Origin of the sequence: Escherichia sp. E10V5, assembly GCF_004212315.1 — a bacterium.
Classification (GTDB): Bacteria; Pseudomonadota; Gammaproteobacteria; order Enterobacterales; family Enterobacteriaceae; genus Escherichia.
The window spans coordinates 77046-99112 of sequence record NZ_RHJM01000009.1 but is presented as its reverse complement, the minus strand read 5'-3'; the positions used below and the strand labels follow the sequence as shown (position 1 = coordinate 99112).

The window sequence follows — 22067 nt, the reverse complement described above, 5'->3', positions numbered from 1 at the left end:
ACTAAAGGTCACACCTGTTGCAGGTGCAATAGATGTGGTTATCGTAATGACCCAACCGGCACTTGTCAGCAGGAATCGCGGACTGTGCTGTAACAAAATCCACTCTCGTGTTAATTTTGTGAATAAACATCATGACAGGAGTTAATCAAATGGATGCACTCGAACTATTGATCAACCGCCGAAGCGCCTCACGTCTGGCTGAACCTGCGCCGACTGGCGAACAACTGCAAAATATCCTGCGTGCCGGAATGCGTGCACCGGACCATAAGTCCATGCAACCGTGGCATTTTTTTGTGATTGAAGGGCAAGGCCGCGAACGTTTCAGTATCGTGCTGCAACAGGGTGCAATTGCTGCGGGTAGTGATGATAAAGCTATCGACAAAGCCCGTAATGCCCCGTTCCGTGCGCCGCTCATCATCACCGTGGTGGCGAAATGTGAAGAAAATCATAAAGTCCCGCGTTGGGAGCAGGAGATGTCAGCAGGTTGCGCGGTTATGGCGATGCAAATGGCGGCGGTTGCCCAGGGCTTTGGCGGCATCTGGCGTAGTGGCGGGTTAACCGAAAGTCCGGTGGTGCGCGAGGCGTTCGGTTGCCGGGAGCAGGATAAAATTGTCGGCTTTCTCTATCTCGGCACGCCGCAATTGAAAGCGTCAACGTCGATTAACGTTCCGGATCCGACGCCGTTTGTGACTTATTTTTGATAATTTTCGCAAAACTGTCTGGATTATGAGCAAAGGCGCAGGAATTCAGACACTCTCACTTATCACTTCACGGAATGAAGGTTACCATACCCGGATTGCATTGACAGGAGATGTCCATGAGCGAGAACTCGATTCGTTTGACCCAATACAGCCACGGAGCAGGTTGCGGCTGTAAAATTTCCCCAAAAGTGTTGGAAACCATTCTGCACAGCGAGCAGGCGAAGTTTGTTGATCCGAATTTGCTCGTGGGTAACGAAACCCGCGACGATGCGGCAGTATATGATCTTGGTAATGGCACCAGTGTCATCAGCACCACCGATTTCTTTATGCCGATCGTTGATAATCCTTTCGATTTTGGTCGCATTGCGGCGACTAACGCCATCAGCGATATCTTCGCGATGGGCGGCAAACCGATTATGGCCATTGCGATCCTTGGCTGGCCGATTAATAAACTTTCCCCGGAAATTGCCCGCGAAGTGACGGAAGGTGGACGCTATGCATGTCGTCAGGCGGGTATTGCGCTGGCTGGCGGTCACTCCATCGATGCGCCGGAGCCGATTTTTGGTCTGGCGGTTACGGGGATCGTACCGACCGAGCGAGTGAAGAAAAACAGTACCGCACAAGCCGGATGCAAACTGTTCCTGACGAAACCTCTGGGGATTGGCGTTCTCACCACGGCTGAGAAAAAATCACTGCTCAAACCAGAGCATCAGGGGCTGGCGACGGAAGTGATGTGCCGGATGAATATCGCGGGTGCGTCATTTGCCAACATTGAAGGCGTAAAAGCGATGACCGACGTCACCGGTTTTGGTCTGCTGGGCCATTTGAGTGAAATGTGCCAGGGGGCAGGCGTGCAGGCTCGCGTCGATTATGAAGCGATCCCGAAACTGCCGGGCGTGGAAGAGTACATTAAACTGGGCGCTGTGCCGGGTGGCACCGAACGCAACTTTGCCAGTTACGGCCATTTGATGGGCGAAATGCCGCGTGAAGTACGCGATCTGTTGTGCGATCCGCAAACTTCTGGTGGTCTGCTGCTGGCGGTTATGCCGGAAGCTGAAAATGAAGTCAAAGCTACCGCAGCCGAGTTTGGCATTGAACTGACGGCGATTGGCGAGCTGGTGCCTGCGCGTGGCGGTCGTGCCATGGTTGAGATCCGTTAATTCAATGCGGTTGTTTATAGCCGAAAAACCGAGTCTGGCACGCGCTATTGCTGATGTCCTGCCCAAACCGCACCGTAAAGGCGATGGCTTTATCGAGTGCGGCAATGGTCAGGTGGTGACCTGGTGTATCGGTCACCTGCTTGAGCAGGCGCAACCAGACGTCTACGACAGCCGCTATGCGCGCTGGAATCTGGCGGATTTGCCGATTGTCCCGGAAAAGTGGCAACTGCAACCGCGCCCCTCCGTAACCAAACAACTTAACGTCATTAAACGCTTTCTGCATGAAGCCAGCGAAATTGTTCATGCCGGTGACCCGGATCGTGAAGGGCAATTGCTGGTGGATGAAGTGCTGGACTACCTGCAACTGGCACCGGAAAAGCGCCAGCAAGTTCAGCGTTGCTTGATCAACGACCTGAACCCGCAGGCGGTTGAGCGGGCGATCGATCGTCTTCGCTCCAATAGCGAGTTTGTACCGCTATGCGTTTCTGCACTGGCGCGAGCGCGTGCCGATTGGCTATACGGTATCAATATGACCCGCGCGTATACCATTCTCGGTCGCAATGCTGGCTATCAGGGTGTGCTTTCTGTTGGGCGCGTACAGACTCCCGTTCTTGGGCTGGTGGTGCGGCGCGATGAAGAAATAGAAAACTTCGTGGCAAAAGATTTCTTTGAAGTCAAAGCGCACATTGTGACGCCTGCCGATGAACGATTTACCGCCATCTGGCAGCCTAGCGAAGCGTGCGAGCCGTACCAGGATGAAGAAGGGCGTTTATTGCATCGCCCGCTGGCGGAGCATGTGGTTAACCGCATCAGCGGTCAACCGGCTATTGTCACCAGCTATAACGATAAACGGGAATCAGAATCCGCGCCGCTGCCGTTTTCGCTTTCGGCGTTGCAGATTGAAGCGGCAAAACGCTTTGGTCTGAGTGCGCAGAACGTGCTTGATATCTGCCAGAAGCTATACGAAACGCACAAGCTAATCACTTATCCGCGTTCCGATTGTCGTTATTTGCCAGAAGAACATTTTGCCGGACGCCACGCGGTGATGAATGCCATCAGCGTTCATGCACCGGGGCTATTGCCGCAGCCGGTGGTTGACCCGAATTTACGCAACCGCTGCTGGGATGACAAAAAGGTCGATGCTCACCACGCCATTATCCCGACCGCGCGTAGTTCTGCCATCAACCTGACGGAGAACGAATCGAAGGTCTATAACCTGATTGCTCGTCAATACCTGATGCAGTTCTGCCCGGATGCGGTGTTCCGCAAGTGTGTTATCGAACTGGAAATAGCCAAAGGCAAATTTGTCGCTAAAGCCCGTTTTCTTGCCGAAGCAGGCTGGCGCACGCTGTTAGGCAGCAAAGAGCGCGATGAAGAAAACGACGGCACACCACTGCCTGTAGTCGCGAAAGGCGATGAGTTGCTGTGTGAAAAAGGTGAAGTGGTAGAGCGGCAAACCCAGCCGCCACGTCATTTCACCGATGCGACCTTGCTCTCCGCGATGACCGGGATCGCGCGCTTTGTGCAGGACAAAGATCTGAAAAAGATCCTTCGTGCGACCGATGGTCTGGGGACAGAAGCAACGCGTGCCGGGATTATTGAACTGTTGTTCAAGCGTGGTTTCCTGAGCAAAAAAGGGCGCTATATCCACTCCACCGACGCCGGAAAAGCGTTATTCCATTCGCTGCCAGAAATGGCTACGCGACCGGACATGACCGCGCACTGGGAATCGGTGCTGACGCAAATCAGCGAAAAGCAGTGTCGCTACCAGGACTTTATGCAGCCGCTGGTGGGGACGCTATATCAGCTAATTGATCAAGCCAAACGTACGCCGGTACGGCAGTTTCGCGGCATAGTGGCTCCGGGCAGTGGTGGCAGTGCTGATAAGAAAAAGGCTGCTCCGCGTAAACGTAGTGCGAAAAAAAGTCCGCCATCAGAAGAAGCGGGCAGTGGAGTGATAACATAAAGGTCGGATGCCTGAATCACAACTCACTGATACAGCACCTTTCTTAGGCCGGATAAGGCGTTCACGCCGCATCCGGCAGATGCCTGATGCGGCGCTAATGATTTAAATCACACCTTGCGCCAGCATCGCATCGGCAACCTTCACAAAACCGGCAATGTTCGCGCCCTGTACGTAGTTGGTTTGCTCACCTTCACCGCCGTGTTCAACACAAGCGTGGTGGATATCCAGCATAATGTGATGCAAACGGGCGTCGACTTTCTCGGCTTTCCAGCCCAGACGCGCAGCGTTTTGCGCCATTTCCAGGCCCGATGTTGCTACACCGCCAGCATTAGCCGCTTTACCCGGAGCAAACAGTACGCCTGCCTGCTGGAACAGTTCAGTCGCTTCGATGGTGGTTGGCATATTTGCCCCTTCGGCGACGGCTTTAACGCCATTGGCGATAAGCTGATGCGCGGCATCTACGTCCAGTTCGTTCTGGGTGGCGCAAGGCAGGGCGATATCAACCGGCACGGACCACGGCTGTTGGCCTTCGAGATAGACCAAGCCAAATTCTTTGGCGTAATCTGCCACTCGACCATCGCGGCTGGCTTTGATTTCGATAAGACGCGCCAGTTTCTCTTTTGTGAATCCGCTTTCATCAACCACTGTGCCGCTGGAGTCTGATGCCGTGACCACGCGAGCGCCAAATTCCATCGCTTTTTCGATAGCGTACTGGGCGACGTTGCCGGAGCCAGAAACGGAAACGCGCATTCCTTCAAAACCCATACCGTGGCGTTTCAGCATTGCTTCAGTGAAATAAACCAGACCGTAACCGGTGGCTTCCGGACGAATAAGACTGCCGCCAAAAGAAAGACCCTTACCGGTGAAGACGCAGGCGGTATTGTTAGACAGCTTTTTCATCATCCCTGCCATAAAGCCCACTTCACGACCACCAACGCCGATATCACCTGCCGGAACGTCGGTATCCGCGCCCAGGTGGCGATACAGTTCGGTCATCAGTGCCTGGCAGAAACGCATCACTTCGCCTTCGCTTTTCCCTTTCGGGTCGAAATCGCTGCCGCCTTTACCACCGCCCATCGGCAGGGTAGTCAGGGCATTTTTGAAGGTTTGCTCGAAGCCAAGGAATTTAAGAATGGAGAGGTTAACTGAGGGATGGAATCGCATACCGCCTTTGTACGGGCCGATGGCGGAGCTGAACTGCACGCGCCATGCGCGGTTGACCTGCACCTGGTTGCGATCGTCAACCCATACCACGCGAAACTGGATCACGCGCTCCGGTTCAACCAGGCGCTCCAGTAATGACATCTGGCGATATTGGGGATTTTGTTCAAGAAAAGGCCAGAGAGTAGTCATTACTTCACGAACGGCCTGCGCGAACTCGGTTTGATTCGGGTCGCGCTTTTGTACATGGTTGAGGAATGACTCCAGAGAATATGTCTGATCCATAGATATAAAACCCTTATATATTAAGACGATTGTGCGTATGTTGTTTGTTTTGCAGTTTTCGACTATACCATCAAGAATGTGACGGTAAGCAAGTAAAAAATGGCACCGGAAAGCAAATTAATAATGTGAGGAATTTATAAACGCCGCCTAATGCCGGATACATCTTCTTCGGCCTACCAAAATGGGGACATTTGGTGGATAAGGCATTCACGTCGCATCCGGCAACCAGACGCTAAAGTTTTCCCGCCAGGTTACCGTTATCAGTAGCAGAGACAACGAAATATAAGGAGTTTCCTGTGAATCGAGTATTGCTCGCCGTAGCGTTGGTATTCCCGTTTTTTGCGCTGGCTAATCAGCATTATCGTCCGGATGTGCAGGTAAATGTGCCGCCGGAAGTGTTTAATTCTGGCGGCCAGTCGGCGCAGCCTTGTAGCCAGTGCTGCGTTTATCAGGATCAAAACTATTCTGAAGGGGCAGTGATTAAAGCAGAGGGAATACTGTTGCAATGCCAGCGGGATGATAAAACCATTAGCACTAATCCGCTGGTCTGGCGGCGCGTAAAGCCATAAACGCCTTTAATAGTGGAATGTCAGCAGGGGCCAGCGGATATTGCATCGCCTCTTCAGGTGAGCACCAGACCAACGCCTGATGCTCATGTGCCTGTAACGTCCCGTGGAAGTCGGGTACGTGCCAGGCATGAAGATTGATAATACGCCCTGAAACTTCCCGTTGGTGGCTGGCTACATATTTCCCGATGATAGCATCGATACCGAGCTCTTCACGCAGCTCGCGTATCAGCGCCTGCGGCTGGCTTTCTCCTGGTTCGACTTTACCGCCAGCAAGCTCCCATAACCCCGCCTGATCGCTATGCGCAGGGCGTTGCGCGATTAAAATTTTGCCATCCCGTTCGATAATGGCGGCAACAACATCAATCATTTCCATAAATTACACACGGTCGAATACAGGAAAAATGCCATAATATCCGCAGTGTTGCCCGAGCTGAAGGGTTTTATTTCTTAAGGAGTACCCGTGTTAGACCGCCATCTTCATCCCCGAATTAAGCCTTTGTTGCATCAGTGCGTGCGGGTTCTGGATAAACCTGGCATTACACCTGATGGTTTAACGTTAGTGGGATTTGCCATCGGCGTGCTGGCACTGCCGTTTCTGGCACTGGACTGGTATCTGGCGGCGCTGATTGCCATTTTACTGAACAGGTTGCTTGATGGTCTGGACGGTGCGCTGGCGCGGCGCAGAGGGTTAACCGACGCGGGGGGCTTTCTCGATATTTCGTTGGATTTTCTTTTTTACGCGCTGGTACCGTTCGGGTTTATTCTCGCCGCACCGGAACAAAATGCGCTGGCGGGCGGCTGGCTGCTGTTTGCGTTTATCGGCACGGGCAGCAGTTTTCTCGCATTTGCTGCACTGGCGGCGAAACATCAGATTGATAATCCCGGTTATGCGCACAAATCGTTTTACTATCTGGGCGGGTTAACAGAAGGCAGCGAGACGATTTTGCTGTTTGTTTTAAGTTGTCTCTTTCCGGAATATTTCCCGTGGTTTGCATGGATATTTGGCGCGCTTTGTTGGATGACAACATTTACGCGGATTTGGAGTGGATATCTGACGCTGAAGTCGCTTCAGCGTCAGTAATTGCCGTGTTATTGGCTACTGTCCGGGCCGCGTTCACCGGTTGCTACCGGATTTTTTGGATCGCTGCTCCATTCGTACCAGCCACCGTCATAAACGGAGACGTTATTCCAGCCCATGGCGCGTGCGTACATAAAGGTTTCAGACGCGCGCCAGCCGGTGCCGCAGTAGAATGAAACTTGCTGATCTGGTTTGATATTCCACGCTTTCCACATAGCGGCAATATCATCGGCGCTGCGCATGGTGCCATCCGGGTTATGGAAATCTTCCATATGGGTCGAGTCGCTGCCTGCGTGTCCCCAACGTGCCCCGGCTATTTCACCTTTTGGTTTAATGTAGCTGTAACCGCTGGTCGTACCGATAAATTCTGGCCACGAACGAATGCTCACCAGCGATGCATCCTGGCGATGTAGCAGACCGCGCGCCTGTTCCATATCGAGCATCAGTTGCGGTTGTGCCGGGATCTTCACGCCGAAATCCGGTTCCGTTTTCACTTTCGGTGGCGTACCGCGCTCAACGGGCAGACCTGCGTCGGACCAGGTTTGCCAACCGCCGTCCAGAAGGCGGACATCTTTCACGCCAGCGTAGAGCATAATTTGCGCCACGCGCGCTGCGGCGTAAACATCACGCCCGTACAGAATGACCGTGGTGTCATGACGAATGCCGTGCTTCGCCAGCATTGCTTTAAGCTGTTCATCAGAAACTTTGTTCCACAGCGGTTCGCTTTCCACTTCGTTGGTATCGATGTAGTCAGCGCCGGGAATATGGCTGATAAGGTAAAGCTTAGGTGCGCCCCAGGCCGCTTCGATCACTTTCCAGTCACCCGCAGGTTTCGCCGTAACTTCTTTACCTTGTTGCAGGTCATGCAGCCACTGCGGATATACCAGCTGTTCAAAGTGAGGCAGTTTTTGCAGTCGGGAAGGTTCGCTCAGTGCATCACTCAAGATAGAGATATGCGTAAAGCCTGCTTTTTGTAGTCGCGTTTTGACGGTATCGACATCTTTGTCATTACCGTACAGCGCCACCGGGGCATCCGTTTTCAGGTTATGTAGCTTGATCCACTCGTTGAGCTGCTCAGTGCTCATTTTGTCGAGCCAGCTTGCAGAAAGGTTTAAGGCGGCAGGTTCATGACCGGAAGGGCCATTTAGGGCTTGTGGCCAGCCGTTATAAAACGCGCTGGGGCGAGTATCAATCGCTTTGCCATTTTGTTGTTGAAGCTGGTCAAGTGTAAGAGGCTTCGCCAGTTCAGCGGCCCACGAAGAAGCGCAAGCCAGCCCTAAAGCCATTGCCAGCGCGGTCATTTGAGAAACACGTTTCATCGAAAATCCCGACATTGTAGTTTTGAGTGCGCCATTCTGAACTGACACATCGGGAAAAACTTTGCGTTATCGCAGTTTGTTGTAATTTTCTGACCACTGCGTCATATCCAGAACGGGACTATCGGCAGGAACATCCTGAAGATCGTGGGTTACCTGAACGACGGGGATCGCCAGCTCGCGAACTTCATTGAATACCCACTGACGAAAATTATCGCGCAGAGCTACGTCAAGACGGCTGAACGGTTCATCAAGCAATAATGCCTTTGGCTGTGCGAGAAGGGCGCGCAGCAGGGCCACCCGCGCTCGCTGACCGCCTGATAATGTCGCAGGGTCCTGGTGATAAGTTTCAGCCAGTCCCGCTCGCTCAAGCGCGTCTTTCACGGCATTGCGCCTGTCAGTCCCCTTGAGCGTCGACGGTAGCGCCAGCAGTAAATTTTGTCCGACGCTGAACTGGTCAAATAACAGTGCATCCTGGAAAAGAATGCCAATCTGACGCCGGGCGGTGGGCAGGGTATCGATACGTTGATCATTGAGCCATAGCTCACCTGTACAAGAAAATTGCCCGGCCAGCGCACCAATCATCCATGAAAACAGCGTAGATTTACCGCAGCCTGAGGGACCCATTAACGTGACAATGTCACCTTTATTGACTGTAAAGTTAACGTTTGTCAGCAAGCGGCTTTCTGGTAAACGTAGCGAAACATTTTTCACGCAGAGCATTAGCGGAGTCCTTGTCTGACATAACCTACCCATTTTGCGACTAACGCGGTCAGGGCAAAAATAATAAGCGGCAATAGCAGTTGCCATAAAGCCTGGGCGGCGAGAATACCGTTGCTGCCGCCGCTGCTTAGTGCCACCGCTTCGGTGGTGAGCGTCGAGAAACGTCCGGCTCCCAGCCACAGCGTTGGCATATACTGCGCAATACTGACTGAAAATCCGACAGCGAAGGCAATCAGCGCAGGGCGTAACATCAGCGGACATTTCACGTAAAAGAAGATTTTGACACGCGACCAGCCCAGTGTTTGCGCAATCAAAATTAACCGTGAATCAATGCGCTGCCAGGCGGGTTGCAGGATAAACAACATCCACGGAATTACCCACAGCAGATGCCCCCACACCACCGCCGTCCAGCTACTATCCAGGTTGAGCCATAGCACCAGCGTGTACTGGCCTGCCACCAGTGGCAAGGCGGGTAATAATATGGGCAACCATAGCCACAACTGGCGACGTTGTGGCCCCCATTCCAGCCACAGCAGCAACAGAACCAAAGCGATGAGTGTCGCCACCAGTCCCATTGTCAGGCTATTGAGCAGCGCCTCGTGATTGATCGTTGATTGATCCGCGAGGATCGCCAGCAGAATCACACACAGCACGCCAGTTAAGGGTAACAACTTCGCCAGCATCTTCCCTGGCAATAAAGGCGTGGATGGCATGCGAATGCCATCTTCCCGGGGGAGCGTGCATCGCCAGGCGCGCCATAACAGATAACCAAGCAAAACGTAGGCGGCGAGTAACAGCATCAGCAGCAGGCTGGCAAGTGCGCCTTTCGTTTGTTGATCGGCGTCGCCCTGGGTTAACCACTGCCAGCTAATTACCGCCAGCGTCGGTGGATTACCAGGCCCAAGAATAATCGCTACATCCACGACCGAAAGCGACCAGGCGACAATCGCCAGCATCGCCATTGCCAGCGCAGGCGCGACGAAGGGCAACAACAACCAGTTCAGACATTGCCAGCGGCTGTAGCCCAGCGAATCCAGTACAATAACTTGCTGCACCAGGCGTTTTTCACTCAGTGCTGCCGATAAGATCCACAGCAGAAATGCGCCTTCTTTCACCGCAAGGGTGAGGCCCAGACCGATACCCAATTTGTCCATCGGCGGAATGAGAAAAGGGAAAAACTGATAAACCAGGCCGCCGTCAGCAAACAGCAGCAGGGCGCTGGTGGCAAAAGCCACGTGGGGGATGGCGAGTAGCCACGGCAGACGGGCGCACATACGCTGCCATTTCGGCCCAGGCCATAGCGCTACTATCACCAGCAGGGCAATAAACAAAGCGCCGACCGCCGCGATGGTTGTCGACACCAGCGTTGCCAGTAATGCCTGTGGTAGCTGCGGATCGGCAAATAACATCTGCCAGTGCGTCAGCGACATGGCAGGTGTTATCAGCGTGAAAGCCGACGGAACCAGCGGTGCGTAAATCACCGCCATCACCACCCACAGCAAAAAAATTAATGCGTACCGTAACGGCGTAGCCATTCTTGTTCCAGCGCATTTACCCAACCAGCATGCGGTTCCGCCAGTACCGGCGGCAGATTCTGCGGCATTCTTGATTGCAATGTTTCACGCTGCCCGGCAGGTAGTTTTTGCGGATCGAGAACCGAAGGATCGCCCCAGACAGCGGGATCCGCTTTACGCAGTTGTGCTTCAGGTGACAACAGGAAGTTGGCGACGACTTTTGCCGCAGCACTGGCAGTTGCGTTGGCTGGAATGGTGACGAAATGCACGTTGCCAATCATTCCCTCGCTAAAGCCAAAGCTGTAACTGCTGGTGGGTAAATCGCCGCTGGATATTTTTTGCTGCGCATGTGCGGGGTTAAAGGTCAGCGACAGGCGCAATATGCCGGCTTTCAGCAGAGCATCCATCCGCGCGGGCGAAGGCGGGAAATCCTTTCCTTCGCGCCACAAATACGGATGCAGTGCATCAAGATATTGCCACAATGGCGCAGTGACGCGGGCGAAAGTGGCATCGTCCGGCGCTTTTTTTAATGCAGCGGGATCGGGCGTCAGCATAATCAGCAGCTGTTCAAGAAACGCGGTGCCGGTAAAGTCCGGTGGGCGCGGATAGGTAACCGTACCAGGGGTGGCTTTGGCAAATTCCAGCAAGGATTGTGGCGTTTTCGGTGGCTGTGGTGTCTGATCGCGTCGGGCGATAAATGTCAGCTGTGCGCCGCCCCAGGGCGATTCCGCACCTTGTGTCGGCACAGAAAAATCTTCCCGCACTGGCAGCTGTGTGTCGATATAGCGCCAGTTGGGTAGCGTTTCCGCCCAGTCAGTTTGCAGTAAATTAGCCTCTTTTAAGGTACGGAAGTTTTCGCCGTTCACCCAGAGCAGATCCACCGAGCCGCCCGTTTTACGTCCGGCAGCAGCTTCGGTCTGAATGCGCGTCACCGCGTCTGCGGCATCCGCCAGACGAACAATCTTCAGGTTTATAGCGTAATGGGTTTTCATCTCGCCGCTAACCCAGTCGAGAAAGCGGTTAATCGCGGTGTCGCCGCCCCAGGCGTTAAACCAGACGGTTTGCCCTTTGGCCTCATTTTTAATTTCCTGCCAGTCACTGGCATGTGTTGCCAAAGAAAACAGCGATAACAACCCCAGCAACCATACACAATGGCGCATCATCTCTCCTTAAGAACGTTTGTCAGGAATACGGCACAGCCCCTGAGCGGGAATGTCCATGGCAGAATTAAAACGGGCTGACAGATTTTGCAAGCCGATCAATGCCGTCAGCTCGGTGAGCGCCTGGGCGTCAAAATGCGTAGTCAGTCGGGTGCGCAGGGCATCATCGACCGTTGGCGGCGTAACGCTTGCCGCTTCGGCGTATTCCAGCGCCAGCCGTTCTTCGTCGCTGAAGAGCGGGCTTTGTCGCCAGTCAGCTACCGCCAGCAATTTATCGGTGCTGCCGGTACGCTCGGCGACTTTCATACTGGTGATATCCACGCAAAACTCACACAGACACATTTGCGCGATACGCGCGCTGACAAGCGATCGTACCACTGGATCGAGCGGTGAGCGTTTGCGCTCCAGCCAGCCAACAAAAATCGACACCAGATAAAAGATAAACGGGATCCGCCCCCACCAGCGGATGGGGCTTAGCACCTCGCCGTAATGGCGACGATGCAGCCACGCCTGTGGACGTAAAATTAAAGGGATTTTGCTAAGCGGTGGTAACCCCATCAGGCATTCCTCTTCTGGCGCTCAAGCCATATTTTTTTCGCCATAAAAATCACCACGGTCAGGGCAAACAGAATAAACAGTCCGGTGACAAACCAGAAAGTACCGCCTGTTAACATGCTGCCCGCCCAGGAATAAACAATAGTCGCTGGTAACTGACCGAGCCCGGTGGCGATAAAAAACGAGCGAAAACGTATTGAAGTCAAACCGGCAGCATAGCTGATTGGATCAAAAGGGACAAAAGGCAATAACCGGCATACCAGGATGGTGTGTTTACCGTAGCGGGTAAAAAAGCCGTCCATGCTGTCGAGTACGGTTTTGCCGGTTAATTTTTCCACCACTTCGCGGCCCATCACTCTGGCGATAAAAAAGCACTGCGCCGCGCCTACCATCGAACTGGTCCACGACAGCAAACCGCCCCAGAACGCGCCAAAAAGCGACGCATTGGCAAAGGTAATTAAAAACGCAGGCAGCGGCGCGACAATGGCCTGTAAGATCATCAGGAAGAACGAGACCACTGCCGCCTGAGCGCCATAAGACTGAATAAAGCGTTCTATACCCTGTTGGTCCACGGCGGCAAACGCCGCCAGGCTGCGATTGATAAAATCATGGACGCCGGGAAGCAGCGCCCAGGCCAGCAGCGTGGCAAACAACAGGATGATGAGGGCGGCACGGTAGTACCAGATTTTGCGTGATGGCATTTTCATCATCCTTTATCCAGGTTTATTCAGCGATTTTAAAGGTCACCGTTGCCAGCGTGTTATCTGGCGGTAATACCTGCGCATTGCCGGTAAATTTCACTTCGCCGCGTTTTTCCACCGCACCATAAGTGTATGTCGCATTGCTGACAATACCGACCGGGCAACTATCCAGACATACCAGGCAGCCCGTTTTTTTCTCTTCAGCTGCCGTTAAATTACCGCCAAAGCGCATGTCCAGTTTCTTGCCATTACTGTCAACAATCACGTCATCGAAGGAATACGCTTTTGCCGCCCCTTGCCAGTTAACTGAAATATCCAGTTTGCTGCCTGTGACATGAGTCGTTTCTTTATTATCCATCGTCATGTTTTCGCCCGGCATACCACCTGCCTCTTTCAGGGCTTCATAAAATGCTTTCGGCGTGGCATAACCCATAAACAGCGATTTATGTCCGTTGGAGCCATCTTTAAACACAATACCGTGGCGGGTATCGTCTGTGAGGAAACGCCCATTAATTTGTACCAGCATGGTTACCGTATGGTTATTTGCATCGACACGCAGCGGCTGGCTGTCCGAAAGCCCGTCGTATTCCACTTTTGCCGCCGTATTCTCTTTTTGATCGCAGCCACTAAGCCCCGCAACGGCCAGTAAACACAGCGCAGCCAGTCCTTTTCTCCATGACACTGAATAATGTTGCAACATCGTTCTATCCTTCATTTTTAGGGTGAGTAAGTGGGCTGCGGCGCGAAGCAGACAGATCCACATGTTTGTGTCGGGCGTAGAGTTTGGCGAGCTGGACGAGAATAAACAGCGCCAGGCCCGCCAGACAGAGTTGTAAAATAAAGCGCAGCGTAATGCCTTCACTGGCAAGATCGCTGGCCATCACGGTATAAATCACTATTCCAGGCAGAGTGGTTAATGCCGAAATAAGGGTATAAGGCCAGAAGGCGATGGCGGTTAATCCGTAAGCGTAATTTTGAATATTGTATGGAAATAGCGGGATTAAGCGGGTCAGAATAAGAAAATCGATACCGTTACGCGTAATGCCTTTTTCAATAGCCTGAAAAGTGTGGCAATGACCGACGTATTTCAACAGTAAATCACGCCCCAGAAAGCGCGCCAACAGGAATGAGCACGACGAGGCCAGCGTGGCGGCAATTAACGAAAGTAGCGTTCCTGTTAGCGGGCCAAAAACTATTCCTCCAGCGATCACCAGTACGCTGCCCGGTAGCAGAAAGAGGGTGGCGATGATGAATAACAGAATATAGAGGCTATAACCGAACAATCCGCTCTGGCGAATGAGTGTCTGTAAGTGGGGTAAATCGGTGAGTAGATCGAATAAACCGAAAGCATGGATAGCGTAAATTATCAGCGCAAAAAACAGACAGGCAAAAAGAAATTTACGCTCAGCGTTCATCGTGGAGTTTCCTATATCAAACTTGATAATAGAGAAGTGGTCAGACAACTAAAAAACGCAGTGACGGTATAACAAAGGACGGCGGGCAACAAATCATTACTGACAGTTTGTTGATTTTTCTCAAGGTTAATTCTCCTGACCCAGTGCGAGCCAGGAGAACGGAGAAATTAGCGGCGGAAGGTGGCCCAGACAGGTGCGTGATCTGACGGTTTTTCCATACTGCGGATTTCATAGTCGATGCCGGTTTCTACGCAGCATTCGGCCAGTGGCTGGCTGGCAAGCAGCAGGTCGATACGCAGACCACGGTTATCGTCAAAACCTTTTGAGCGGTAATCAAACCACGAGAAGCGATCTGCCGTTTCTGGGTTCGCATGGCGGAAGGTATCGACCAGCCCCCAGCTTATCAGCCTGTCCATCCATTCGCGTTCTTCCGGCAGGAAAGAACATTTACCAGTACGCAGCCAGCGTTTGCGGTTCTCTTCGCCAATGCCGATATCCAGGTCGGTGGGGCTGATATTCATATCGCCCATAATCAGCACCGGATTATCACGTTTGAGTTCGGTTTCCAGGTAGTTTTGCAGGTTCTGGTAAAACTGTGCTTTAGCCGGGAATTTTATGGGATGGTCGCGGCTTTCGCCCTGCGGGAAGTAGCCGTTGATCACGGTGACATTGCCTAGCGGTGAGGGGATTTCCGCCATAATAATCCGCCGTTGTGCCTCTTCGCCGTCGCCTGGGAAGCCACGACGCACGGCAATCGGCGTCTCTTTGGTCAACAGCGCCACGCCGTAATGGCCTTTCTGCCCGTGATAAAACACGTTGTAGCCGAGCTTTGCCACATCTTCGAGCGGAAACATATCATCATGAACTTTTGTCTCCTGCAGGCCAATCACATCAGGCTGGTGCTTGTCGACGATAGCTTCAAGCTGGTGTGGTCTGGCGCGCAGGCCGTTGATATTAAAAGAGACAAATTTCATAGTCGCTGCCATTTATTCTGATAATGAGTGCGTGGATGTTAGCAGAAATTCGTCTGACTTACTGCCTGTTGTTAAGTGATTTGATCGATGGTTGTTAATGATGTCAACGATGGCGCAGAAAATGCCCGCTTTTGGTGCGAGTTGCGTCAGAATGGCGCAGTAATTTCCAGTAAATTTCGTCAAAGATCACAATTCCAGAATTATATTTTACTTCTGCATAACATTGCGTTTTTTATTCTAATTATTCATCTACATGGCAAACATATTCACTTTATATGCACTTAAGGTGCATATTGTTCGGTTGTAACTCATTGATTTCCAGTTGGTGACCGTCATTTATGCACTTTTCCCCCTGGCTGGCATGAACCCTGCAATCTACATTTACAGCGCAAACATTACTCATTATTAACATATAAATAACGAATTATTTACTGTAGAGGTCGCTATGTCTCAGCCAATTACGCGTGAAAACTTTGATGAATGGATGATACCTGTTTACGCTCCGGCACCGTTTATACCGGTACGTGGCGAAGGTTCGCGCTTGTGGGATCAGCAGGGGAAAGAGTATATCGACTTCGCGGGTGGCATTGCGGTAAACGCATTGGGTCATGCGCATCCGGAACTGCGCGAGGCGCTGAACGAACAGGCGAGTAAGTTCTGGCATACCGGCAACGGTTACACCAACGAACCGGTACTGCGACTGGCGAAAAAATTGATCGACGCCACGTTTGCCGATCGCGTCTTCTTTTGTAACTCCGGCGCGGAAGCCAACGAAGCGGCGCTAAAACTGGCGCGTAAATTCGCCCACGACCGCTACGGCAGCCATAAGAGCGGCATCGTGGCGTTTAAAAATGCGTTTCACGGGCGCACGCTGTTTACCGTCAGCGCAGGCGGGCAGCCAGCCTATTCACAGGATTTTGCGCCACTGCCGCCGGATATCCGTCATGCTGCGTATAACGATATTAACTCTGCCAGCGCGCGGATTGATGACTCCACCTGTGCGGTGATTGTCGAGCCCATCCAGGGGGAAGGCGGTGTGGTACCCGCCAGCAACGCGTTTTTACAAGGTCTGCGTGAATTGTGTGACCGCCACAATGCTTTGCTGATTTTTGATGAAGTACAAACGGGCGTCGGGCGCACCGGGGAACTGTATGCCTATATGCACTACGGCGTGACGCCAGATCTGTTAACTACCGCCAAAGCGCTGGGCGGCGGTTTCCCCGTTGGCGCTCTGTTGGCAACCGAAGAATGCGCCAGCGTGATGACCGTTGGCACTCATGGCACCACCTATGGCGGCAATCCGCTGGCCTCGGCGGTGGCAGGCAAAGTGCTGGATCTCATCAACACGCCAGAGGTGCTTAATGGCGTTAAACAGCGTCATGACTGGTTTGTTGAACGTCTTAATACCATTAATCACCGCTGCGGTTTGTTCAGTGAAGTTCGCGGCTTAGGTCTGCTGATTGGCTGTGTGCTGAATGCCGATTACGCCGGGCAAGCGAAACAAATTTCTCAGGAAGCGGCGAAAGCGGGCGTGATGGTACTGATTGCGGGTGGCAACGTGGTGCGTTTTGCGCCTGCACTGAATGTCAGCGAAGAAGAGGTGACGACCGGACTGGATCGCTTTGCAGCTGCTTGCGAACACTTTGTTAGCCGAGGTTCATCATGATGGTCATCCGTCCCGTTGAGCGATCAGATGTCTCAGCGCTGATGCAGCTTGCCAGCAAAACGGGCGGCGGCCTGACGTCGCTTCCCGCCAATGAAGCCACGCTTTCGGCACGTATCGAAAGGGCAATCAAAACCTGGCAGGGCGAACTGCCCAAAAGCGAGCAGGGCTATGTGTTTGTGCTGGAAGAGAGTGAAACAGGTACTGTGGCGGGAATTTGCGCCATAGAGGTGGCAGTTGGGCTGAACGATCCCTGGTACAACTATCGCGTCGGCACGCTGGTCCACGCCTCAAAAGAGCTGAATGTCTATAACGCGTTGCCGACGCTGTTTCTCAGTAACGATCACACCGGCAGCAGCGAGCTGTGCACGCTGTTTCTCGACCCGGACTGGCGCAAAGAGGGCAACGGCTATTTGTTGTCGAAATCGCGCTTTATGTTTATGGCGGCTTTTCGCGACAAGTTTAATGACAAAGTGGTCGCGGAAATGCGCGGGGTGATTGACGAACACGGCTATTCACCGTTCTGGCAAAGCCTCGGTAAACGCTTCTTTTCGATGGATTTTAGCCGCGCCGATTTTCTCTGCGGCACCGGGCAAAAGGCATTTATTGCAGAACTGATGCCGAAACATCCGATCTATACGGACTTTTTATCCCAGGAAGCCCAGGACGTCATCGGTCAGGTTCATCCGCAAACTGCGCCCGCGCGGGCGGTGCTGGAAAAAGAGGGCTTTCGCTACCGCAACTATATCGACATTTTCGACGGCGGGCCGACGCTGGAGTGTGACATTGACCGCGTTCGCGCTATCCGCAAAAGTCGGCTGGTGGGAGTAGCGGAAGGACAACCTGCACAGGGAGATTTTCCGGCTTGCCTGGTCGCCAATGAAAATTATCACCATTTCCGCGTGTTGCTGGTGCGAGCCGATCCGGCGACCGAACGTTTGATTTTAACCGCCGCACAACTGGATGCCCTCAAATGCCACGCCGGGGATCGCGTTCGTCTGGTGCGCCTGTGTGCAGAGGAGAAAACAGCATGACTTTATGGATCAACGGTGACTGGGTGACGGGCCAGGGCGCACAGCGCGTGAAGCGTAATCCGGTATCGGGCGAGGTGTTATGGCAGGGCAATGATGCCGATGCGGCTCAGGTTGAGCAGGCTTGTCGGGCCGCTCGCGCAGCGTTTCCGCGTTGGGCGCGGCTCTCTTTTGGCGATCGTCAGGTAAGAGTTGAACGATTTGCTGCACTGCTGGAAAGCAACAAAGCCGAATTAACGGCGATTATTGCCAGAGAAACCGGCAAACCGCGTTGGGAGGCGGCAACCGAAGTGACGGCGATGATCAATAAGATCGCGATATCAATCAAGGCGTATCACGCTCGCACGGGAGAGCAGCGTAGTGAAATGCCGGATGGAGCGGAGAGCTTGCGGCATCGTCCACATGGCGTGCTGGCGGTGTTTGGACCGTACAATTTCCCCGGGCATCTGCCTAACGGGCATATCGTTCCGGCGCTGCTGGCAGGTAACACGATAATCTTTAAACCCAGCGAACTAACCCCCTGGAGCGGCGAGGCAGTCATGCGTTTATGGCAGCAGGCAGGCTTGCCGTCGGGCGTGCTGAACCTGGTGCAAGGTGGGCGCGAAACCGGTCAGGCGCTCAGTGCGCTGGAGGATCTCGACGGCTTGCTGTTTACCGGCAGCGCCAATACCGGCTACCAGTTACATCGCCAGCTTTCCGGTCAGCCGGAAAAAATTCTTGCCCTCGAAATGGGCGGCAATAACCCGCTGATTATTGATGACGTGGTGGATATCGACGCCGCTGTCCATCTGACTATCCAGTCGGCATTTGTCACTGCCGGGCAACGCTGCACCTGCGCCCGCCGTTTATTGGTGAAAAGCGGGGCGCAGGGCGATGCGTTTCTTGCTCGCCTTGTTGCCGTCAGCCAGCGGTTAACGCCGGGGAAATGGGATGACGAACCGCAGCCGTTTATTGGTGGGCTGATTTCTGAACAGGCCGCACAGCAGGTTGTTACTGCCAGGCAGGAACTGGAAGCATTGGGCGGGCAAACGCTGCTTGCGCCACGTTTGCTACAAGCGGGAACATCGCTGCTGACGCCGGGGATCGTTGAAATGACGGGCGTTTCAGGCGTGCCGGATGAAGAAGTGTTTGGGCCGCTACTTCGCGTATGGCGTTATGACACTTTTGATGGGGCGATAAAGATGGCGAATAACACCCGCTTTGGCCTCTCTTGTGGGCTGGTTTCCCCAAAACGGGAAAAGTTCGAGCAACTATTACTGGAAGCGCGGGCAGGAATTGTTAACTGGAACAAACCGCTTACCGGAGCCGCCAGTACAGCACCATTCGGCGGCATTGGCGCTTCCGGCAACCATCGCCCCAGCGCCTGGTATGCGGCGGATTATTGTGCCTGGCCGATGGCGAGCCTGGAGTCGGACTCGTTAACGTTGCCCACAATGCTTAACCCCGGGCTTGATTTTTCTGATGAGGTGGCGCGATGAATGCCTGGGAAGTCAATTTCGATGGATTGGTGGGGCTGACGCACCATTACGCTGGCCTGTCGTTTGGTAATGAAGCCTCCACCAGTCATCGTTTTCAGGTATCGAATCCACGACTGGCGGCGAAGCAAGGCTTACTGAAAATGAAAGCCCTTGCCGATGCGGGATTTCCCCAGGCGGTGATCCCGCCGCACGAGCGTCCGTTTATTCCGGTGCTGCGTCAGTTGGGATTCAGCGGCAGCGATGAGCAGGTACTGGAAAAGGTTGCCCGCCAGGCACCACACTGGCTTTCCAGCGTCAGTTCAGCATCGCCAATGTGGGTAGCTAATGCGGCCACGGTAGCGCCATCCGCCGATACGCTGGATGGCAAAGTACATTTCACGGTCGCCAACCTGAACAATAAATTTCACCGTTCGCTGGAAGCCCCCGTCACCGAATCGCTGTTAAACGCCATTTTTAACGATAAAGAGAAATTCACCATCCATTCGGCGTTGCCACAGGTGGCGATGCTCGGTGACGAAGGGGCGGCAAACCACAATCGCCTCGGCGGTCATTACGGCGAACCGGGCATGCAGATTTTTGTTTACGGGCGAGAAGAGGGTAACGGTACGCGGCCTTCCCGATATCCGGCGCGGCAGACCCGTGAAGCCAGCGAGGCGGTAGCCAGGCTGAATCAGGTTAATCCGCAGCAGGTGATTTTCGCCCAGCAAAACCCGGACGTTATCGACCAGGGCGTTTTTCATAATGACGTGATTGCCGTGAGTAACCGTCAGGTGCTGTTTTGCCATCAACAGGCGTTCGCTCGCCAGGCGCAATTACTGGCAAACCTGCGTTCGCGGGTCAACGGCTTTATGGCGATAGAAGTACCGACGTCGCAGGTTTCCGTTCCGGATGCTGTCTCGACCTATCTGTTTAACAGCCAGTTGTTGAGTCGCGATGATGGTTCGATGATGCTGGTGCTGCCACAGGAGTGTCGGGAACACGCCGGAGTATGGCGTTATCTCAATGAACTCCTTGCTGCGGATAACCCGATAAGCTCACTAAAAGTTTTTGATTTGCGCGAAAGCATGGCGAACGGCGGAGGCCCTGCGTGCCTGCGTTTGCGCGTTGTGTTGACGGATGAAGAACGTCAGGCGGTGAATCCGGCGGTGATGATGAACGATACGCTGTTTAATGCGCTCAATGACTGGGTGGATCGTTACTACCGCGATCGTCTGAGTGCTGCCGATCTGGCCGACCCGCAATTGCTGCGCGAAGGGCGGGAAGCACTGGATGCGTTGACTCAATTATTGAATCTCGGTTCGGTTTATCCGTTCCAGCGTGAGGGAGGGGAGAATGGATAATTTTCTCACTCTGACATTAGAGGGTAAAAAACCTGTCATCACCGAGAGAGAAATCAACGGTATTCGCTGGCGCTGGCTGGGGGATGGCGTGCTGGAACTGACGCCATTAATCCCACCGCAAGGCGCGTTGGTAATTTCGGCGGGGATCCACGGTAATGAAACGGCGCCCGTAGAAATGCTGGACGCCTTACTTGGCGCAATTTATCACGGTGAAATTAAGTTACGCTGGCGCTTGTTGGCAATCCTCGGAAATCCCCCTGCGCTCAAGCAAGGAAAGCGCTATTGCCATAGCGATATAAACCGGATGTTTGGCGGACGCTGGCAGCAATTTGCCGAAAGCGGCGAAACCTGCCGCGCCCGCGAGCTGGAACAGTGCCTGGAAGATTTTTATCAGCAGGGGAAGGAGTCATTTCGCTGGCATCTTGATCTGCATACAGCCATCCGCGGCTCGTACCACCAGCGGTTTGGTGTTTTACCGCAACGAGAAATTCCCTGGGACGAAAGTTTTCTGATATGGCTGGGCGCGGCAGGGCTAGAGGCGTTGGTATTTCATCAGGCGCCCGGCGGCACGTTTACCCATTTCAGCTGCCAACATTTTGGCGCACTGGCGTGTACGCTGGAGCTAGGCAAAGCACTGCCGTTTGGGCAAAACGATCTTCGTCAGTTTGCGCCAACCACCAATGCAATTGCTGCGCTGTTAGCAGGGGCAAGTGTCGGTATAGAGAGAAAACTGCCCCAGCGTTACCGGGTGGTTTCGCAGATTACCCGTCACACTGCTGCCTTCGAGTTGCATATGGCGAGCGAGACGCTGAATTTCACGCCGTTTAAGAAAGGAACGTTATTGGCGCAGGATGATGAGGAACGTTTTACCGTGACTCATGATATTGAATATGTGCTATTCCCCAATCCATTGGTGGCGTTGGGATTACGCGCGGGATTAATGCTGGAAAAAATAACCTAGCACTTGCCCGCAGAAAGGTTTCTGCGGGTATTTAATAACGACTTTCGGAATAATACGGATTAATCCTGGATGTTTGCTTTATTTATCGCCATTTATCAGGTATAGTCCTTCATAATTTCTGCAAAATCATTGTCTTGTAATATTTATTCATCACTTTCCTTCAATTTTTCTTTTTTTCTCCATAATTGGCGAAAAAATGTTTTTTATACTTTCATTGATTTACCGTTGCTCTGATTAATTGACGCTAAACTCAGTAAAGTTAATCTCGTCAACACGGCACGTTACTTAAGAAAGCCGTAACAAATAACTGAAAGGA

General features: G+C 53.2%; 21 protein-coding genes. 10 read left to right on the top strand and 11 right to left on the bottom strand.

Annotated elements, in window-relative coordinates:
• Positions 1-149 precede the first annotated feature (149 nt).
• The 3 genes from D9738_RS07395 to topB all read left to right on the top strand — a co-directional run bounded on the left by D9738_RS07395 (position 150) and on the right by topB (position 3827).
• Positions 150-701 (top strand): NAD(P)H nitroreductase, encoded by a 552-nt coding sequence (locus D9738_RS07395; RefSeq protein WP_130259871.1) that lies wholly within the window; start codon positions 150-152, stop codon positions 699-701.
• 116 nt (positions 702-817) lie between these two features.
• Positions 818-1861 (top strand): selenide, water dikinase SelD, encoded by a 1044-nt coding sequence (gene selD, locus D9738_RS07390; RefSeq protein ID WP_001295485.1) that lies wholly within the window; start codon positions 818-820, stop codon positions 1859-1861.
• Between the two features lie 4 nt (positions 1862-1865).
• The gene (topB, locus tag D9738_RS07385; protein WP_130259870.1) at positions 1866-3827 is read left to right on the top strand and encodes a DNA topoisomerase III; all 1962 of its coding nucleotides are present in this window, start codon (positions 1866-1868) and stop codon (positions 3825-3827) included.
• A 102-nt stretch (positions 3828-3929) separates the two neighbouring features.
• Here topB and gdhA read toward each other — a convergent pair whose 3' ends face one another.
• Entirely contained in the window at positions 3930-5273 is a 1344-nt protein-coding gene (gene gdhA, locus D9738_RS07380; protein WP_130259869.1) for an NADP-specific glutamate dehydrogenase, read from the bottom strand.
• Positions 5274-5569: 296 nt separating this feature from the next.
• Here gdhA and D9738_RS07375 point away from each other — a divergent pair, with 296 nt between their 5' ends.
• Positions 5570-5842 (top strand): YnjH family protein, encoded by a 273-nt coding sequence (locus tag D9738_RS07375; protein WP_130259868.1) that lies wholly within the window; start codon positions 5570-5572, stop codon positions 5840-5842.
• Here D9738_RS07375 and D9738_RS07370 read toward each other — a convergent pair.
• Positions 5808-6215, bottom strand: a complete 408-nt coding sequence (locus D9738_RS07370; protein ID WP_130259867.1) for a pyrimidine (deoxy)nucleoside triphosphate diphosphatase — start codon at positions 6213-6215, stop codon at positions 5808-5810. The two genes, D9738_RS07375 and D9738_RS07370, sit on opposite strands and share 35 nt — an antisense overlap.
• An 87-nt stretch (positions 6216-6302) precedes the next feature.
• On the opposite strand from D9738_RS07370, the gene D9738_RS07365 reads away from it, so the two are divergent.
• Entirely contained in the window at positions 6303-6923 is a 621-nt protein-coding gene (locus D9738_RS07365; RefSeq protein WP_130208343.1) for a CDP-alcohol phosphatidyltransferase family protein, read from the top strand.
• An 8-nt stretch (positions 6924-6931) separates the two neighbouring features.
• On the opposite strand, the gene ynjE is transcribed toward D9738_RS07365, so the two are convergent.
• The 9 genes from ynjE to xthA all read right to left on the bottom strand — a co-directional run bounded on the left by ynjE (position 6932) and on the right by xthA (position 15278).
• A complete protein-coding gene (gene ynjE / locus D9738_RS07360; protein WP_130259866.1) occupies positions 6932-8239 on the bottom strand; it encodes a thiosulfate sulfurtransferase YnjE in 1308 nt (435 codons plus the stop codon).
• Positions 8240-8305: 66 nt separating this feature from the next.
• A complete protein-coding gene (locus tag D9738_RS07355) occupies positions 8306-8959 on the bottom strand; it encodes an ATP-binding cassette domain-containing protein (RefSeq protein WP_130259865.1) in 654 nt (217 codons plus the stop codon).
• Positions 8959-10494 (bottom strand): ABC transporter permease subunit, encoded by a 1536-nt coding sequence (locus tag D9738_RS07350; protein WP_130259864.1) that lies wholly within the window; start codon positions 10492-10494, stop codon positions 8959-8961. Before D9738_RS07350 ends, D9738_RS07355 begins: the two co-directional genes overlap by 1 nt.
• Positions 10467-11633 (bottom strand): ABC transporter substrate-binding protein, encoded by a 1167-nt coding sequence (locus D9738_RS07345; RefSeq protein WP_130260041.1) that lies wholly within the window; start codon positions 11631-11633, stop codon positions 10467-10469. The genes D9738_RS07350 and D9738_RS07345 overlap by 28 nt, the downstream gene beginning before the upstream one ends.
• 9 nt (positions 11634-11642) lie before the next feature.
• A complete protein-coding gene (locus D9738_RS07340) occupies positions 11643-12191 on the bottom strand; it encodes a carboxymuconolactone decarboxylase family protein (protein ID WP_130259863.1) in 549 nt (182 codons plus the stop codon).
• Positions 12191-12898, bottom strand: a complete 708-nt coding sequence (locus D9738_RS07335; protein ID WP_130259862.1) for a TVP38/TMEM64 family protein — start codon at positions 12896-12898, stop codon at positions 12191-12193. Before D9738_RS07335 ends, D9738_RS07340 begins: the two co-directional genes overlap by 1 nt.
• A 13-nt stretch (positions 12899-12911) precedes the next feature.
• Positions 12912-13589, bottom strand: a complete 678-nt coding sequence (gene ydjY, locus D9738_RS07330) for a lipoprotein YdjY (RefSeq protein ID WP_130259861.1) — start codon at positions 13587-13589, stop codon at positions 12912-12914.
• A 4-nt stretch (positions 13590-13593) separates the two neighbouring features.
• The gene (locus D9738_RS07325) at positions 13594-14304 is read right to left on the bottom strand and encodes a TVP38/TMEM64 family protein (RefSeq protein WP_130259860.1); all 711 of its coding nucleotides are present in this window, start codon (positions 14302-14304) and stop codon (positions 13594-13596) included.
• A 167-nt stretch (positions 14305-14471) separates the two neighbouring features.
• Positions 14472-15278 carry an exodeoxyribonuclease III gene (gene xthA / locus D9738_RS07320; protein ID WP_130259859.1) on the bottom strand — a complete coding sequence of 269 codons (807 nt, stop codon included), beginning with the start codon at positions 15276-15278 and terminating at the stop codon, positions 14472-14474.
• Positions 15279-15723: 445 nt separating this feature from the next.
• Between xthA and astC the strand changes: the two genes are divergently transcribed.
• The 5 genes from astC to astE are packed head-to-tail and all read left to right on the top strand — an operon-like array spanning position 15724 to position 21751.
• Positions 15724-16944, top strand: a complete 1221-nt coding sequence (gene astC / locus D9738_RS07310) for a succinylornithine/acetylornithine transaminase (RefSeq protein ID WP_130259857.1) — start codon at positions 15724-15726, stop codon at positions 16942-16944.
• Positions 16941-17975, top strand: a complete 1035-nt coding sequence (gene astA, locus D9738_RS07305) for an arginine N-succinyltransferase (protein WP_130259856.1) — start codon at positions 16941-16943, stop codon at positions 17973-17975. Before astC ends, astA begins: the two co-directional genes overlap by 4 nt.
• The gene (gene astD / locus D9738_RS07300) at positions 17972-19450 is read left to right on the top strand and encodes a succinylglutamate-semialdehyde dehydrogenase (protein ID WP_130259855.1); all 1479 of its coding nucleotides are present in this window, start codon (positions 17972-17974) and stop codon (positions 19448-19450) included. The genes astA and astD overlap by 4 nt, the downstream gene beginning before the upstream one ends.
• Entirely contained in the window at positions 19447-20790 is a 1344-nt protein-coding gene (gene astB, locus D9738_RS07295) for an N-succinylarginine dihydrolase (RefSeq protein ID WP_130208318.1), read from the top strand. The genes astD and astB overlap by 4 nt, the downstream gene beginning before the upstream one ends.
• Positions 20783-21751: a succinylglutamate desuccinylase gene (gene astE / locus D9738_RS07290; RefSeq protein WP_130259854.1), complete on the top strand. Its 969-nt coding sequence runs from the start codon at positions 20783-20785 to the stop codon at positions 21749-21751. Before astB ends, astE begins: the two co-directional genes overlap by 8 nt.
• The last annotated feature ends 316 nt before the right edge of the window (positions 21752-22067 follow it).